This window comes from Oerskovia douganii (assembly GCF_015142735.1).
GTDB classification, from domain to species: domain Bacteria; phylum Actinomycetota; class Actinomycetes; order Actinomycetales; family Cellulomonadaceae; genus Oerskovia; species Oerskovia douganii.
Window position 1 is genome coordinate 1 of the sequence record NZ_JACSPN010000014.1, and the last position, 14,894, is coordinate 14,894.

A 14,894-nucleotide genomic window follows, 5' to 3' on the forward strand; every position below is an offset into this window, starting at 1 on the left:
TCGCGCACCCTCCGCGCGAGGGTGCGCGACGCCGTCGGGCAGGTCAGGCGCCGCGGCTCGCCGCGCGCGTGGGCGACCACGGGACGGCGCGCCCCGCGGCGAGCGAGGCCGGGACCGACAGCACACGCTGGTTCGTGCTCCCCCGGAAGGGGAGCGACAGGTCGCGGCGCGAGATCTCGAACCGGCCGTCGACCAGGACGTCGAGCCCGGCGAGCAACGCCCGCTTGTCCGGCGACCCCCCGCGGAGCTCCTCGAACGTGTAGCCGCTCCAGCACCACACGTCCTTGGTGCGGCCGAACGTCTCCCGCAGACGGCGCACCACGCGCAGGCAGACCTCGGTGTTGAGGAACGGCTCGCCGCCCAGCAGCGACAGGCCCTGCACCGACCCGTGCGCGAGGTCCGCCAGGACGCGGTCCTCGAGCTCGTCCGAGAAGGGCGTGCCGTAGCGGAAGCTCCAGGTCGCCTCGTTGAAGCAGCCCTCGCACGCGAACAGGCACCCGCTCACGTACAGCGAGCAGCGCACGCCCTCGCCGTCGACGAACACGAACGGCTTGTAGTCCGCGACGTAGCCCTGGCTGAAGCGCTCCGACCTCCAGCCCGGCTGCGGGTCCCGCGACACGACGGCCTCAGGCTTCCGCAGGGCTCGGGTCGGCCACGGCGGTCGCCGACGCGGGATCGGCGACCTCGCCGAGGCTCACGGCCCCCGCCATGTGCTTGACGCGCGAGGAGATCTCGACGTGCCGACCGTGCACCATGGGGCGCTGCTGCGGGTTGCCCAGGTACCCGCACGTGCGCTTGACGACGTCGCACGTGCGCGGGTCCGTGTTGCCGCAGCCCGGGCACGCGAAGCCTCGCGCCGTCGGCGTGAAGTCGCCCGCGTACCCGCACGCGTAGCAGCGGTCGATCGGGGTGTTCGTGCCCAGGTACCCCACGCGGTCGTAGGCGTAGTCCCACACGGCCTCGAGCGCCTTGGGGTTCTGCTGGAGCACGGGGTACTCGCAGTAGTGGATGAACCCGCCCGACGCGTACTGCGGGTAGTCCATCTCGAAGTCGAGCTTCTCGAACGGCGTCGGGTCCTTGCGCACGTCGTAGTGGAAGCTGTTCGTGTAGTACTCCTTGTCGGTGATGTCGGCAACGACCCCGAACTTCTCCCGGTCGAGCCGCGCGAACCGGTCCGTGAGGCTCTCGCTCGGCGTCGAGTAGACGCTGAACTGGTAGCCGTGCTCGGCCGTCCACGCCGACGTGTGCTCCTTGAGGGTGCGCAGCACGCGCAACGTCATCTCCTTGGCCTCGGGGTCGGCCTCCCAGGCGCCGCCGAAGAACGCCGCGGCGACCTCGTACAGCCCGATGTACCCGAGGGAGACGGTCGCGCGCCCGTCACGGAAGAGCTGGTCGACGTCGTCGTCGGGTGCGAGACGCTCGCCGAACGCACCGTGCACGTACAGGATCGGGGCGTTGCCCGGGACCGCCTCCTTGCAGCGCTCGACGCGGTAGACCAGCGCGTCGTGCACCGTCGCGAGCCGCTCCTCCAGGAGCGCCCAGAACGTTGCCAGGTCGCCTCGGGACTCGAGCGCGATACGCGGCAGGTTGAGCGTCACGACGCCCAGGTTCATGCGCCCCTCGACCACGTCGTTGCCGTCCGCGTCGCGCCAGCCCTGCAGGAACGACCGGCAGCCCATGGGCATCTTGAAGCTGCCCGTGAGCTCGACGATCTTGTCGTAGCTCAGCACGTCGGGGTACATGCGCTTGGTCGCGCACTCGACCGCGAGCTCCTTGATGTCGTAGTTCTCGTCGCCCGGGTCCAGGTTGACCCCGCGCCGCAGCGTGTAGATGAGCTTGGGGAAGATCGCGGTGCGGCCCTCCGCCCCCAGGCCCTTGATGCGGATCTGCAGGATCGCCCGCTGGATCTCGCGCTCGAGCCACCCCGTGCCCAGCCCGAACCCGACCGAGGTGAACGGCGTCTGCCCGTTGGACGTGAACAACGTGTTGATCTCGTACTCGAGGCTCTGCATCGCGTCGTAGATGTCCTTGGCGGTCTTCGCCCGCGCGTACGCGTCGTGGGTCGAGGCGTCCGTGAGCCAGCGCTCGGCCTCGACCAGGTGCTTGGCGTAGTTGAGCTCGGCGTACGGGGCCAGGAGCTCGTCGATGCGGTTGACCGAGCACCCGCCGTACTGGCTCGAGGCGACGTTCGCGATGATCTGCGTGATCTGCGCGGCCGCGGTCTGGATCGAGCGGGGCGGCTCGACCTGCGCGTTGCCGATGCGGAACCCCTCGGACAGCATCGTCCGGAAGTCGATGAGGCAGCAGTTCGTCATGGGGGCGTAGGGGTGGTAGTCGAGGTCGTGGTAGTGGATGTCGCCCTTCTGGTGGGCGTTGGCCACGTGCGGCGGCAGCATGCGCAGCCCGACCGCCTTGCCGACCGCGCCCGCCGTCAGGTCGCGCTGGGTGTTGAAGACGTCCGAGTCCTTGTTCGCGTTCTCGTTGACGACCGAGGAGTCCTTGCTGATCAGGCCGACGATCGAGTGGTTCAGGTCGGTCGAGCGGCTGCGCGCGAAGTCGCGCTGGACGCGGTAGTCGATGTAGGCCCGGGCCACGTCGTACTCGCGGGACTCGAGCAGCTCGTGCTCGACCACGGCCTGGATCTCGTAGATCTGCACGGACCCGTCGAACCGCACCGAGATCTCCGCGACGACCCGGTCGAGCACCGCGTCGAGCGCGCGCTCGTGGAAGGGGGTCGCGTCCCCGTGGACCTCTTCGTAGGCCTTGCGGAGCGCCGCGCGGATCCGGGCGTCGTCGAACGGGAGCTGGCGCCCGTCCCGCTTGAGCACCGTGAGCGCGGCCCTCGCCCCCGACGCGACGTCCTCGCCCTGCTCGACCTCGACCAGGCCCATGCGACCACAACCTCTCGACGAGACGCCCCGCGACGCATGCCGACAGGGCATGAGGGGGCGCCGATGAAAACTAGATGTAGTAGCAATTACACCCGTGCAATCCCACATGTAGTGGCCAATCCCGGGCGCGCCGGGACCTTCCTCCCTGAGGTCGGGACGTTGGTCACCCTGGCGCCGGACCTACGACCCCGCACGGCGGGAGCAGCCTGCGAGGCGAGGCGGCGGGAAGGCTGGTAGACCGGCAGGAGCAGAGCGGGCGGCACTCCTGGGCCTGCTCGTGGACCGAGGAGCGCGCGACATGACCCGTCGGTACGTCACATGGGCGGGGGAGGACGACCCCGACCGGCTCGACACCGCGGTGCTCTCGCTCGGTGCGGACCGGTTCGAGTGCCTCGGGACCTCTCGCAGCGCCACGTGGGTCACGGCCTGGTCCTTGACCACCGGACCGCAGTGGGTCACGCGACGGCTCGAGGTGACGGCCCGGGGGCAGGGCTGGTCCCGGGACCTGCTGCTCGAGCGCTCGGGCTCGGGGGAGTGGACCGCGCGCGTGTCGCACACGGGCGCGGCCCCCGTCGACCTCGCGACCCCTGGCATCGAGGACCCGTCGGCGCTCGCGGGCGCGCTCGACTGCGACCTGGCCCTGTGCCCGGTGACGAACTCCATGCCGATCCTGCGCCTGGGGCTGCTGGGCGAGCGGGCGCCGGTCGAGCCGACACCCCTGACCATGGCCTGGGTCGTGGTCCCGTCGCTGCGCGTCCTGCGCAGCGACCAGGTGTACGCGCCGGGCGCCCCCTACGACCCCGGGGCGGGGCGCGCGGTCGTCACGTACACGAGCGCCACGCGCGACGTCACGGCAGACCTCACGGTCGACGCGGACGGCCTCGTGATCGACTACCCGCACCTCGCCCGTCGGGTGCGTTGAGCACGGGGAGCGCCTGCCACGGTCGAGCGGCGGCGGGAACCGGGGCGTCGAGGACGGGATCGGCCTGCACGGCCGTCCCTGTCCGCCTGGGGCTGCGACCCGAGGGGCTGCCACCCGAGGGGCCGCCCCCCGAGGGTGCCGCAGCCTGGGGTGCCGCGGCCCGGGGCGGCGCGGAGCGCTCGCCGACCAGCACGACCGCCACCCCGATGCCGCAGAGCGCGAAGCCGACGAGGGTGGTCGCGGTGAGGCTCTCGCCGAGGAGTGCCGCGCCGGCGACGGCGGTCGTCGGCGCGATGAGGAAGAGGAGCGCGTTGAGCGCGGTGATGCCCACGCGCCGCAGCAGCCACCAGTACAGGCCGTAGGCGGCGAGCGTCGGGACGGCGGCTGCGAAGGCGGCCGCGAGCCAGAAGGAGGCCGATGCGGGCGGCGCGATCGTCCCCGTCGCCGTGCTGACCACGACGAGCGCCGCGGCCGTCACGACGACGTGGACGGTGAGCGTCGTGAGCACGCCTGCCTGCCCGTCCGGTCGGCGCTGGAGGAAGGTCGCGACGATCAGGCAGGCCATGGCGAGGACGGGCAGCAGGTAGACCGCCGGGTGGGCTGCGGAGCCCTCGAGCTGCGACCGCACGACCAGCAGGACCCCGGCGGCGCCGACGAGCAGCCCGACCCACTGGGCGCCGCGCACGCGGAGCCCCAGCAGGGGGCCCACGAGCACCGCGACCACGAGCGGCTGCGCGGCGTCGACCAGCGCGACCGTGCCCGTCGCGACGCCTGCGGCGATCGCGGCGTGCACGAAGACGCAGTAGCCGAGCTGGGCGAAGAGGCCGATGACGGACTGCCGTCGCACGACTGTCGGACCGGCCGTGCGGAGGCCGCCCGTGACCAGCTGGAGGACGAGCAGCGCACCCGCCAGCGGGACGAAGCGCCAGACGAGCAGGGTGAGCGGCGAGACGTCGACGGTCGCGACCGCCGCGACGAGGAAGCCGGAGCTCCACGTCGCCACGAAGGCGACCGTGGCCAGCGCCGTCAGGGCGTGAGGAAGTAGACCGATCTGTTTAGTCATCTCGGCGACTATACAGACTGGTATAGTCGATGTCGTGCCGCCGACCGTCCCCGTCCCCGAGCTCGCCCCCTTGACCCCCGGAGCCCGTCGTGTCCTCGACGCCGCGTCGCGACTCTTCTACGAGCGCGGCATCCACTCGGTCGGGGTCGACACCATCGCCGAGGCCGCGGGCGTCACCAAGAAGACGCTGTACGACCGGTTCGGCTCCAAGGAGGCGCTGGTCGTCTCGTACCTCCAGCACCGGGACGCCAGGTGGCGCGACCATGTCGAGGCCTGCCTCGCCCGGGTGCCCGAGCCGGGCGTCGAACGGGTGCTGGCGGTCTTCGACGCCGCCATCTCGTGGTCCGACGAGAACAGCCCCAAGGGGTGCAGCGCGATCAACGCCCGGGCGGAGATCGGCGACGGTCACGACGGCCACCCGGTGTTCCCCGAGGTTTCGCGCCAGAAGGCCTGGCTGCTCCGGCTGTTCGAGGATCTCTGCCGGGAGGCCGGGACGCAGGACCCCGCCGCTGCGGCGCGCGCGCTGATGCTGCTCCACGAAGGCGCGATCGTCACGGTCGGCATGGAGACCTTCGCCCGCCCGTTCGAGCGAGCACGTGCCGTGGCGCGCGTCCTGCTCGAGTCGCAGCCGCCGCAGACCGAGCAGGTCGTCACGCCGTAGCGGCCCGGGGGCAGGGCGCGTCGTCCGCGACGCGGACGGTCTCGTGACCGACCACCCCCACCTCCTCCGTCGGTGCGTCGAGCGGGCGAGGTCAGCGGGGCCCGACGGGCCGGTCGGGCGAGCTGCTGCTAGGTTCGCAGGCACCCGGACCGGATCCGATGGAGGAACCATGGTCGACGAAGCCGCTGGCACGAGCCCGATCGAACCACCCGTCGCCGGGGACGAGGTGTCGACGCTCCTGGGATCTCTCGAGAAGCAGCGAGCGACGTTCGCCTGGAAGGTCGGCGGGCTCGACGCAGACGGCCTCGCCGCGACGGTCGGCGCATCGGCGATCACGCTCGGAGGGCTCCTCAAGCACCTCGCGTTCGTCGAGGAGCTGTGGTTCTCGACCAAGCTGCACGGGCGTGCGCCCGGCGAACCGTGGGACCAGGTCGACTGGGACACCGACCCGGAGTGGCCGTGGACGTCGGCGGCCCAGGACGAGCCGCAGTACCTGTACGGGTTGTGGCGTGCCGCGGTCGTCCGGTCGCGTACCTCGGTCGACGAGGCGCTCGCGGACGGTGGGCTGGACCGACGGATCGTCTGGAACGGGGGCGACGAGGGCGAGATGCCCAGCCTCCGGTCCGTCCTGATGTACCTCGTCGAGGAGTACGCGCGACACGACGGGCACGCGGACCTCGTGCGCGAGTCGATCGACGGCCTGGTCGGGGAGGACCCCCCTGGGGTCCCTGCGGAGTACCCGCTGCGCGAGAGCTGAGCGACCCGGTCCCAGGACTGCTCGGCAGCCCGTTCCCGGGGTCGCGCGGAGCCGTCAGCTCCCGTCGCGCAGGTCGACCGGCGCGACGTCGGACAGCGTGATCCGGTCGAAGACCGCGGTGCAGCTCTCGCCCAGGGGTGCCTGTGCCAGGAAGCCGACGCTCACGGGCAGGTCGGTGAAGAGGCGGAACAGCCGGACGAACTCCCAGACCTGGCCGTCCCGCGAGGCGTGGAAGGCCCAGCCCGGGCCCGTGCGCAGGACCCGCAGGTGCACGGACTCGTCGTCGACGTCCCACGAGTTGCAGTCGTCGGTGTACTCGTTCGTCACGGTCGAGACGACCATGGCCCGCCCCTGCGGCGACTGCTCGAAGCAGAGCTTGGCCCAGTGCCGCTCGTCGGCCCACAGGACCAGCGCGCCCGCGTCGAACGTGGTGCGCGGCGTGGGCACCCGGACCCGCGCCGACAGCGCGAGCTCGGCCGGGGCGTCGAACACCAGCGCCGGCGCCGCGTGCTGGGGCGGGGCGCCCAGGGCGTCGTTCGTCCAGTCGGTGCCGGCAGGGGCGGTCAGGGTCACGACGCCCTCGTCCACCTCGCCCGCTCCTTCGTGGGACAACCAGTGCAGCGGGGGGAGGGTGGTCTGCGTCACGGGCACACCCTACCCATGCGCGCGGGCGTGGGTGGACAGGGCCGAGCGACGTCACCCGCGCATGACGGGCCCCGCCGGTACCAGGGACGCCCGGGCCTCCCGCGTGCGGTCCGGGCGGGAGCACCGTGGACTGGTACCGGAGCCCGTCACCGTCCGCACCGGCCAGCTCGTGGCCCGACGGCGCCGCGCGGCTCCGTGCCCCTGTCACCACGGCGAGGAGAACCACGATGGCACCGTCCGACGCACCGAGCACCCGGCCCGACGACCTCTTCCCGGGGCGCGTCTCGTCTCTGCGGGACACCGACCCGGAGCTCGTCGAGCGCTTCGAGGCCTTGGCGACCGACGAGGTCCGCCGGGCCAGCCGCCTCGACCCGCGGACCCGGCTCATGGTCCAGCTCGCGGCCCTCATCGCGTGCCGGGGCCTGGGGGAGTACCGCGGCCTGGTCGCCACGGCGCTCGCGGCCGGTGTCACGCCCGTCGAGGTCAGGGAGATCGTCTACCACGCCGTGCCGTACGTGGGCATGGGCCCGGTCGTCGACGTCCTGCTCCTGACGAACGAGGTCCTCACGGAGCACGGCGTCGACCTCCCGCTGCCCGGCCGGTCGACGACGACCCCCGCGGACCGCGCGGCGAAGGGGCTCGCGGTCCAGAAGGAGATCGTGGGCGGCGACGTCGTCGACGCGATGTACGCGAACGCTCCGGACGACGAGGCCCACGTCCAGCGCCTGCTGTCGGCGAACTGCTTCGGGGACCACTACACGCGCCTGGGCATCGACGTCCCGACGCGCGAGCTGCTGACGTTCGCGATGCTCGTCGCGCTCGGCGGGTGCGACCCGCAGGTCCGGGGCCACGTGGCCGCGAACCGGAACGTGGGCAACGGCCGTGAGGTCCTCGTGGACGTGGTGACCCAGCTCCTGCCGTTCATCGGCTACCCGCGGACCCTCAACGGGCTCCGGGCGGTCGACGACGTCGCGCCGGCCGCGTAGCGATGCGTCGCTCAGGGCTCGCGGGGGTCGAGGCGGAACGTCGCCTCGACCGCGTCGGGGCCCGTCACGGTGCCCACGATCGCCGGTCCGTGGCGGTCGTACTTCGCGTGGTAGGCGGCCGTGACGGCATCGTCCACCGCGTCGTCGGGCTCGACGAACGTGACGTCCTTCTCGACCCCGCCGGCGCGGACCCGGCCGCGCGGGTCGGCGAGCGCGCGCCGGAACCAGCCGTTGCCGCGGCCGTAGGCCGAGCGGACGTAGACGTCGTCGCCCACGCGGACGACCCAGATCGTCACGAACGGGCGCAGGCTCCCGTCGGGGCGCAGCGAGGACACCTGGAGCTCCTCGGCCCGGCCGACCCGTTCCAGCTCGTCGTCGGTCCAGGCGGTGGTCGTCGATCCCGTCATGGCTGCTCCTCGGTCCGTGGGGCGGTGGGTCCCGTCGCTGGGACTGCGTCCAACGTACGTCCGAACCGGCCCGGACGTGCGGTGCGACCGTCAGGGGGCCCGGCTCTCGCGCCCGACCAGGCGGTGCTCGTGCGCGTAGACGACGACCTGCACGCGGTCGCGCAGGTCGAGCTTGCGCAGGACCGAGCCGACGTGCGTCTTGACGGTCGACTCGCTCACGTACAGGCGCGCCCCGATCTCTGCGTTCGAGAGCCCGGCCGCCACGAGGGTCAGCACGCTGCGCTCCTTGGTCGTGAGCGTCCCGACCTCGGGCGGGGTCGGGGTCGCGACGCGGAAGGTGCCGTCGAGAAGGGTCGCGAGCTCCTGGGGAGCCATGACCGCGCTGCCGGCGTGGACCGTGCGCACGGAGTGCGCGAGCATCTCGGGGCTCGAGTCCTTGAGCAGGAACCCGCTCGCGCCGTAGCGGATCGCGGTGGCCGCACGGTCGTCCAGGTCGAAGGTCGTCAGGACGATCACCCGGACCGGTCGGGAGCGGTTCGCCGCCCGGGCCGGCGAGAAGATCTGCCGGGTGGCCTCGACGCCGTCGAGCACGGGCATGCGGATGTCCATGAGGACCACGTCCGGCGCGAGCTCGTCGACCAGGCGCACGGCCTCCCGGCCGTCGGCGCCCGTCCCGACGACCCTGATGCCGGGCTGGGCGTCGAGGATGACGCCGACGCCCTGCCGGAACAGCGCCTGGTCGTCGACGAGCAGGACGCGGACGTCCTCGGCGGTGGTCATGCTGCTCCTTCTGTTCGGTGCGTACCGGGTCGCGGTGGGGGGTGCTCAGCCCAGGGGGAGGGAGGCGGTCGCGGTGAACGCCGTGCCGTCGTCCTGCGCAGGAGCGGTGTGGACGGCCAGCCGGCCGCCGACGGCGTCCAGCCGGTGACGCAGCCCCTCGATCCCGCGGCCACCGGGCACCCGCTCGGCGTCGGGGGCGACGAGGTTGGTCACGGTGATGCTCAGGCGCGGCACCCCGGCCGACCCGTCCGGCCAGTCGCGGCGGATGCCGACCGGTCGGTCGCGTCGGCCGTGCCTGAGGGCGTTGGTGAGCATCTCCTGCAGGGCCCGGAAGGCGACCGTGTGGTGCTCGACGGTCAGGTCGCGGGGGGTTCCGGACTCGAGGTCCTCGACCTGGACGCCCGTCGAGCGGACGTCGTCGATCAGGGTCTGCAGGCTCCCCGCGGGGAGCGCCCCGGTGTGGACGGGTGCGCTCGCGTCGGCGGGTGTCCCGGTCGCTCCGAGGACCGCGCGCACGTCGCGCAGCGACTGGCGTGCCGACCCAGCGACGTTCGCCAGGGCCCGCTTGGTCGCCTCGGGGTCGTCGTCGGCGAGGTACTGCGCGGACTCTGCCTGGGCGAGGATCACCGCGAGCGAGTGCCCGACGACGTCGTGCACGTCGCGTGCCAGCCTCGCCTGCCCGGACCGCAGCCGGGCGATCTCGGTCGCGCGCGCCTCCTCGTCCCGGGCACGGTCGCGCGCCCGGAGCGCGGCGCGCTCCTCCTCCTGGGACCGTCGGGTGCTCTCCCGGCCACGCAGCACGAGGCCGAGGAACCAGGGCAGGAGGAAGAACGCGAGCGACCCGAACCCGATCAGCGCCGGACCGACGAGCTGCCCGGAGCGGGGGCTCAGCAGGATCCGCAGCGCGTCGCTCAGGGACGGGATGCTGCCCGTGGCGAGGTAGGAGAAGGCGAAGACGGGGGCGAAGGGCAGGGCGATCCCGCTGAGCCACAGCACGAGGGTCGACCCGTGGCGCGAGGTCCCGTAGGCGACGACCAGCAGCGCGAGCTGTGTCAGGAGCAGGTCCGCGCCCGTCACGACCTGGAAGAGGCCGGTCGCCAGGAGCGCCAGGAGCGCGAGGCCGGGGGCTCGGCGCGAGAGCCCGCACGCCGCGGCGCTCCCGAGGACGACCGCGACGTTCGCGAGGAACCTGGTGTCGACGCCCGCGCTGTAGGAGAGGATCTCGACCGCACCGAGGACCGCCACGAGCAGCCCGCCGACGACGTCGGGCAGCACGGGGTGCGCGCTGCGGTGCACGGGCTGGGGCGCTCGGTGGGCGGAGGTCACCACGAGATGGTCCCGCACGTTCGTCATCGCTCGCGCCGACGTGTCGCGGGCGTCACGCCGCGCCCCTCGTCCGGAGGGAGGTGCGGGGCGCCCGGAGGGCCCCGAGGACGAGCTGCTCGACCAGCTCCTCGTAGGGCAGGCCGATCGTGGCGAACATCTTCGGCACCTGCGAGGTCGGGGTCATGCCGGGCATCGTGTTGACCTCGTTGAGCACCAGGCCGTGCCCGGCGGACAGGAAGAAGTCGAAGCGGGCGACGCCCCGGCAGCCGAGGGCGTCGAACAGGGCGAGGGCGGCATCGCGCAGCGCGGTGCGCTGCGCCGGGGAGACCGGTGCGGGGAGGAGGAAGGACGGGTCGGCCTCGTACTTGTCGGCGGTGTCGAACACGCTGCCGGCCGCGACCTCGATCTCGAGGGGAGGGCCGACCATCCTCGAGCCGTCCGCCGTCTCGAGGACCGCGATGTCGACCTCCCGGCCGACCACGAAGTCCTCGAGCAGCACCCGGGGGTCGAGCAGACCGGCCCGGGCGACGGCCTCGTGCAGCCCGGCGTCGTCGTGCGCGACGCTCACCCCGTGGCTCGATCCCGATGCGACCGGCTTGACCACGACGGGGTACGTCCGGTCGGCGGGCAGGGGGTCGCCCGCGTCGACGAGCCCACCTCCGGCGACCGCGATGCCGAGCTCACGTGCCACGAGCTTGGTGGCCCACTTGTCCATGGCGAGCGCCCCGCCACGGACTCCCGACCCGACGTACGGGACCCCGGCGAGGTCGAGCAGGGCGGCCAGGGTGCCGTCCTCCCCGCGGGGGCCGTGGACCGCGGGGAAGACGGCGTCGCACCTGCCGAGCACCGCGACGGCCGCGGCGAGACTCTCGGCGACCCCCTCGCCGAGCGCCCCCTGCGGGTCGCGCCACCGGCCGTCCCTCCCGATCGTCAGGCGCACGACGGTGACGTCGCGCGCCTCGAGCGCTGCGGCGACGGATCGTGCGGTCGCGAGGGACACGTCGTGCTCGCAGCTCTGCCCCCCGCCGAGCACGGCGACGCGCAGGCGGGACGGCGCACCCTCTGCGCGGGCCGTCGCGGGGCGGACGGGGGAGTCGTGGCTCGTGGTTCGCATCAGTGGTCCTCCTCGACGTGGTGGCGCTCGACGCGGGGGCCGATGCCGGTGACGATCTCGTGCTCGATGGTCCGGGCCCAGCCGGCCCAGTCGCGTGCGGTGGGCTCGCCGTCGTCCCCCGGGCCGAGGACGACGGCGACGTCCCCGGCGGCCACGGGCAGTGCTCCCACGTCGACGACCACCTGGTCCATGGACACGAGGCCGACGACGGGGCAGCGATGGCCGTGCAGCAGGACCGACGCGCGTCCGGTCGTGATCCGGGGGATGCCGTCGGCGTACCCGACCGGAAGCAGGGCGAGCCGGGTGGCGCGGGCCAGGACGTGCGCGTCGCCGTACCCGACGCGCCGGCCCGCCGCAGCCTCGCGGACCCCGACGACCGGGGCGAGCAGGGTCAGGGCAGGGCGCAACGTGGCGGCGGGGCCGACGGGAACGCCGACGGGGGCGATGCCGACGAGCCCCGCGCCGACCCGGCACATGTCGAGGCGTGCGCGGGGGTCGTGCAGGGCCGCGTCCGTGCCGCCCAGGTGCCGGACCGTCGGCGACAGCCCTGCGGAGCGGGCGACCCGGGTCGCCCGCTCGAAGCGGTCCAGGTCCGCGGTCGCGGTCGGGCGTCCGGCGCGGTCGGCGCACCCCAGGTGCCCCATGAGACCGCGGACCACGACGTCGCCCGCGGCCTCGGCGGCACCCGCCTCGGCGCACAGCCGACCCCAGGTCTCCTCCTCGGCCCCGTCGCGCGACATCCCGATGTCGGCGTGCAGGTGGATCGTCGCCGTGGTCCCCGTGCGCCGGGCCGCGTCGACGACCGCACGCAGGTGACCGGGGCTCGGGACGGCGACGTCGACCCTGGCCCGGAGCGCGTCCCCGAAGTCGGCCGCCGGGGAGTTGAGCCAGCTCAGGACCGGGACGTCGATGCCTGCGTGCCGCAGGAGGACGGCCTCCGCGATCGAGGTGACCCCCAGCGCGCTCGCCCCGCCGGCGAGCGCCGCCCGGGCCAGGGCGAGGGCACCGTGCCCGTAGCCGTCGGCCTTGACCACGGCCATGACGGGAGTCCTGGTGGCGCGGACGACCGCGCAGGTGTTCGCACGCAGGGCGCCGACGTCGACGAGCGCGGTGGGGCGGCTCACGGCGGGTGGGCGGCGGGTCGTGCGAGGTGGCCGCAGCAGGTCGGTGCTCATGCCGCGGTCGCCAGCCCGGCGGGCCCGTAGAGCGCGTACCGCGCCCCCGTGGCGAGCGCCCAGTACCGGTCGCCGTAGCTCCAGTGCCACCACTCCGTGGGGTAGTTGACGAGCCCGACCTGCCCCAGGGCCGCCGCCAGCAGCTCGCGGTGCGCGCGGGCCTGCCGCGAGATGCCGGGGGCGTCGAAGTAGCAGGCGCCGCCGCTCTCCTCGGGGGTCGCGTCCAGGGGGCACCCCATGTCGAGCTCATGGCCGCGGGAGTCGACCAGCGTCACGTCGACCGCCGCGCCGGCCACGTGCGGCGCGACGTCCAGGGGGGCGACGTAGCGGCTCGAGAGCGCGGCCACCTGCTCCGGGTCGAGGTGCGGGTGGTGGGCACGCAGCGACGCGCCGTAGCGCGCGATGATCGCGTGCTGCGCCGCGACCGGCCGGTAGCCCTCGGACAGCGCCAGGCGCAGCCCGCCCGGGAGCGAGCGCTGCGCGGCGAGCAGACGGTCGGCGAGGCCCGCGCGGACGTGGCGCGCCGTGGGGCAGGCGGGGCCGTCGATCCAGGTGAGCTCGACGAGCGGCTCGCCGGTGTCGCGGACCGGCACGCGCCGGACCTGGGGGTCGCTGATCAGGGTGGGCTGGGGCATGGCTCGACGCTAGGTCGCGGGCCGTCGGCGCGGCCTCCACCTCAGGTACCGGTGACCGGCCCGGGAGGTCCGTCCGTGGTCCGACCACGGGGTGACGCCAGGGCTGGTGCCGTGCGTCGTGCCCCTCGCGCTGCGACCGGGGCCGCGGCCGGAGGGGGGCCCGACGACGCGACGTGCGCGCCGCCGTCGGGCCCGGTCAGCGGTGGGCCGCCACGTCCCGCGCGTCGCGGGGGCTCGACGCGCGGGCCTCCGTCGCGGTGCGGACCGAGGCCCAGACGAGCACGCCGAGCCCCGCCCCGAGGACCGGGTAGGTGGCGGCGAGGCGGGCGAGCGAGAAGACGGTCACGGCGTGGTCCGTCGCGAGGAGGCGCACGACCGCGCCGACCATCCCGACCACGGCCCCGGTGCCCGCCGCGACCACCGCGGAGCGCAGGTGCCGGGGGTGGGGCACGGGTTCGGCGCGGCGCCACCAGCGCACCGTGAGGACCGCGATCGTCACGAACCCCAGGAGCGAGCTCCCGTGCTGGAGGTACTTGTAGAGCACGACGCCCGCGACGGGGGTGCGCAGGACGTCCCAGGTCTGGACGGCCGTCCCTCGCAGGTGCGTGAAGTCGTCCCAGAGGATGTGGGTGAGCGTCCCGGCCACGGCGAACCCGACGACTGCGCCCGCGACGACCAGCGGTCCCGCGACCCGGGGAGACGTGCCCTGGTCCGTGCCGCCGGGCGGGGCGGACCGCCGGGGGAGGGCGGCCAGGAACGGCCCCCGCACGACCAGGACCCACAGCGCCGTGAAGGCGACGGCGAGGGCCAGGTCCACGGTCACGGCGCCCAGCAGGCGGTGCGTGGGGTGCGCGAGCTCGTCCGTCCCGGGGAGCAGGACGTCGAGGAAGAGGGGAGCGTCGGGCACCATCGCGCCGACCGCGAAGGCAGGCAGGGCCCAGAGCAGCAGGTTCGGGGGGAGCGCACGTCGCGCACGGCGGCCTGCGAGGGGGAGGGACACCAGGGCGTGGACGGGCGTGTACGGCACGCGGCACATCCTGGCAGCGGTCGGTCGGCGCCGCTGCCACGTCTCGTGGTGTGCTCGGGGTTCGACGTCGGGCATCTCACACTTTTCGGATGTTTCCCCGCGACGAGTAGAAATAGTGTGCCAAGCGGCGACCTTCACTCAGCTCACCCAGCAACCCGACTCACCACCAGCAGGGACGAGCACAGGCCGGCCCCACGTCCGTCCCAGCCGTGGAAGGAGGCGCCCGACGGCGGTAGTTTCGCTAGGACGGGGCACCCGTCCCGTGACGGACCTGGCGCAAGGGAGCCGAGCATGGGGATCGACGAGGCGAAGGACAAGGCAGCAGCCGCAGGCGACGAGGCCAAGGAAGGGCTGGGGGGACTGGTCGACAAGGCCAAGGGCTTCCTGACCGACGACAAGATCGACGAGGTCGCCGACAAGATCAAGGGATTCACGCCCGACTCGGTCGACGGGCACGTCGACGCCCTGGCCGAGAAGGCCAAGGAAGCGAACGACTGACGGGGCA

Annotated in this window: 16 protein-coding genes; 5 read left to right on the forward strand and 11 right to left on the reverse strand. The window is 73.6% G+C overall.

Annotated features, from left to right (window positions below):
- Positions 1 to 43: 43 nt before the first annotated feature.
- On the reverse strand, positions 44 to 619 hold the full coding sequence (gene nrdG / locus H9623_RS11370; RefSeq protein WP_193720160.1) for an anaerobic ribonucleoside-triphosphate reductase activating protein: 576 nt from the start codon (positions 617 to 619) through the stop codon (positions 44 to 46).
- A gap of 7 nt (positions 620 to 626) precedes the next feature.
- A complete protein-coding gene (gene nrdD / locus H9623_RS11375; RefSeq protein ID WP_193720161.1) occupies positions 627 to 2,891 on the reverse strand; it encodes an anaerobic ribonucleoside-triphosphate reductase in 2,265 nt (754 codons plus the stop codon).
- A 298-nt stretch (positions 2,892 to 3,189) separates the two neighbouring features.
- On the opposite strand from nrdD, the gene H9623_RS11380 reads away from it, so the two are divergent.
- Positions 3,190 to 3,813, forward strand: a complete 624-nt coding sequence (locus tag H9623_RS11380; protein ID WP_193720162.1) for a putative glycolipid-binding domain-containing protein — start codon at positions 3,190 to 3,192, stop codon at positions 3,811 to 3,813.
- Here H9623_RS11380 and H9623_RS11385 read toward each other — a convergent pair.
- Complete coding sequence (locus H9623_RS11385) at positions 3,752 to 4,876, reverse strand: DMT family transporter (protein WP_193720163.1); 1,125 nt, start codon at positions 4,874 to 4,876, stop codon at positions 3,752 to 3,754. The two genes, H9623_RS11380 and H9623_RS11385, sit on opposite strands and share 62 nt — an antisense overlap.
- A 34-nt stretch (positions 4,877 to 4,910) precedes the next feature.
- Between H9623_RS11385 and H9623_RS11390 the strand changes: the two genes are divergently transcribed.
- Positions 4,911 to 5,537, forward strand: a complete 627-nt coding sequence (locus tag H9623_RS11390) for a TetR/AcrR family transcriptional regulator (protein WP_321575413.1) — start codon at positions 4,911 to 4,913, stop codon at positions 5,535 to 5,537.
- A gap of 169 nt (positions 5,538 to 5,706) precedes the next feature.
- The gene (locus tag H9623_RS11395) at positions 5,707 to 6,294 is read left to right on the forward strand and encodes a DinB family protein (protein ID WP_193720164.1); all 588 of its coding nucleotides are present in this window, start codon (positions 5,707 to 5,709) and stop codon (positions 6,292 to 6,294) included.
- 54 nt (positions 6,295 to 6,348) lie between these two features.
- Here the strand turns inward: H9623_RS11395 and H9623_RS11400 are convergent, their stop codons facing one another.
- Positions 6,349 to 6,939 carry a DUF1349 domain-containing protein gene (locus H9623_RS11400; RefSeq protein WP_321575414.1) on the reverse strand — a complete coding sequence of 197 codons (591 nt, stop codon included), beginning with the start codon at positions 6,937 to 6,939 and terminating at the stop codon, positions 6,349 to 6,351.
- Positions 6,940 to 7,166: 227 nt separating this feature from the next.
- Between H9623_RS11400 and H9623_RS11405 the strand changes: the two genes are divergently transcribed.
- Positions 7,167 to 7,925: a carboxymuconolactone decarboxylase family protein gene (locus H9623_RS11405; RefSeq protein WP_193720166.1), complete on the forward strand. Its 759-nt coding sequence runs from the start codon at positions 7,167 to 7,169 to the stop codon at positions 7,923 to 7,925.
- 11 nt (positions 7,926 to 7,936) lie between these two features.
- On the opposite strand, the gene H9623_RS11410 is transcribed toward H9623_RS11405, so the two are convergent.
- From H9623_RS11410 to H9623_RS11440, 7 genes are all read right to left on the reverse strand, one after another.
- Positions 7,937 to 8,332 carry a DUF2255 family protein gene (locus tag H9623_RS11410; protein ID WP_193720167.1) on the reverse strand — a complete coding sequence of 132 codons (396 nt, stop codon included), beginning with the start codon at positions 8,330 to 8,332 and terminating at the stop codon, positions 7,937 to 7,939.
- Between the two features lie 90 nt (positions 8,333 to 8,422).
- Positions 8,423 to 9,112 (reverse strand): response regulator, encoded by a 690-nt coding sequence (locus H9623_RS11415; protein WP_193720168.1) that lies wholly within the window; start codon positions 9,110 to 9,112, stop codon positions 8,423 to 8,425.
- Between the two features lie 45 nt (positions 9,113 to 9,157).
- Complete coding sequence (locus tag H9623_RS11420; RefSeq protein WP_193720169.1) at positions 9,158 to 10,438, reverse strand: sensor histidine kinase; 1,281 nt, start codon at positions 10,436 to 10,438, stop codon at positions 9,158 to 9,160.
- 52 nt (positions 10,439 to 10,490) lie between these two features.
- Positions 10,491 to 11,552, reverse strand: coding sequence for a D-alanine--D-alanine ligase family protein (locus H9623_RS11425; protein ID WP_193720170.1), 1,062 nt, complete (start codon positions 11,550 to 11,552; stop codon positions 10,491 to 10,493).
- Positions 11,552 to 12,727 carry an alanine racemase gene (gene alr / locus H9623_RS11430; protein ID WP_193720171.1) on the reverse strand — a complete coding sequence of 392 codons (1,176 nt, stop codon included), beginning with the start codon at positions 12,725 to 12,727 and terminating at the stop codon, positions 11,552 to 11,554. Before alr ends, H9623_RS11425 begins: the two co-directional genes overlap by 1 nt.
- Positions 12,724 to 13,362, reverse strand: a complete 639-nt coding sequence (locus H9623_RS11435) for a M15 family metallopeptidase (protein WP_193720172.1) — start codon at positions 13,360 to 13,362, stop codon at positions 12,724 to 12,726. Before H9623_RS11435 ends, alr begins: the two co-directional genes overlap by 4 nt.
- 196 nt (positions 13,363 to 13,558) lie before the next feature.
- Positions 13,559 to 14,389, reverse strand: coding sequence for a DUF4184 family protein (locus H9623_RS11440; RefSeq protein WP_193720173.1), 831 nt, complete (start codon positions 14,387 to 14,389; stop codon positions 13,559 to 13,561).
- 291 nt (positions 14,390 to 14,680) lie between these two features.
- Here H9623_RS11440 and H9623_RS11445 point away from each other — a divergent pair, with 291 nt between their 5' ends.
- Positions 14,681 to 14,887: a hypothetical protein gene (locus H9623_RS11445; protein ID WP_193720174.1), complete on the forward strand. Its 207-nt coding sequence runs from the start codon at positions 14,681 to 14,683 to the stop codon at positions 14,885 to 14,887.
- Positions 14,888 to 14,894: the final 7 nt, after the last annotated feature.

What these genes read in the sequence shown, in the direction of transcription:
- nrdD (WP_193720161.1), bottom strand. Translation starts at nt 2,891, where the DNA reads ATGGGCCTGGTCGAGGTCGAGCAGGGCGAGGACGTCGCGTCGGGGGCG.
- H9623_RS11380 (WP_193720162.1), top strand. Translation starts at nt 3,190, where the DNA reads ATGACCCGTCGGTACGTCACATGGGCGGGGGAGGACGACCCCGACCGG.
- H9623_RS11385 (WP_193720163.1), bottom strand. Translation starts at nt 4,876, where the DNA reads ATGACTAAACAGATCGGTCTACTTCCTCACGCCCTGACGGCGCTGGCC.
- H9623_RS11395 (WP_193720164.1), top strand. Translation starts at nt 5,707, where the DNA reads ATGGTCGACGAAGCCGCTGGCACGAGCCCGATCGAACCACCCGTCGCC.
- H9623_RS11405 (WP_193720166.1), top strand. Translation starts at nt 7,167, where the DNA reads ATGGCACCGTCCGACGCACCGAGCACCCGGCCCGACGACCTCTTCCCG.
- H9623_RS11410 (WP_193720167.1), bottom strand. Translation starts at nt 8,332, where the DNA reads ATGACGGGATCGACGACCACCGCCTGGACCGACGACGAGCTGGAACGG.
- H9623_RS11415 (WP_193720168.1), bottom strand. Translation starts at nt 9,112, where the DNA reads ATGACCACCGCCGAGGACGTCCGCGTCCTGCTCGTCGACGACCAGGCG.
- H9623_RS11425 (WP_193720170.1), bottom strand. Translation starts at nt 11,552, where the DNA reads ATGCGAACCACGAGCCACGACTCCCCCGTCCGCCCCGCGACGGCCCGC.
- alr (WP_193720171.1), bottom strand. Translation starts at nt 12,727, where the DNA reads ATGAGCACCGACCTGCTGCGGCCACCTCGCACGACCCGCCGCCCACCC.
- H9623_RS11435 (WP_193720172.1), bottom strand. Translation starts at nt 13,362, where the DNA reads ATGCCCCAGCCCACCCTGATCAGCGACCCCCAGGTCCGGCGCGTGCCG.
- H9623_RS11445 (WP_193720174.1), top strand. Translation starts at nt 14,681, where the DNA reads ATGGGGATCGACGAGGCGAAGGACAAGGCAGCAGCCGCAGGCGACGAG.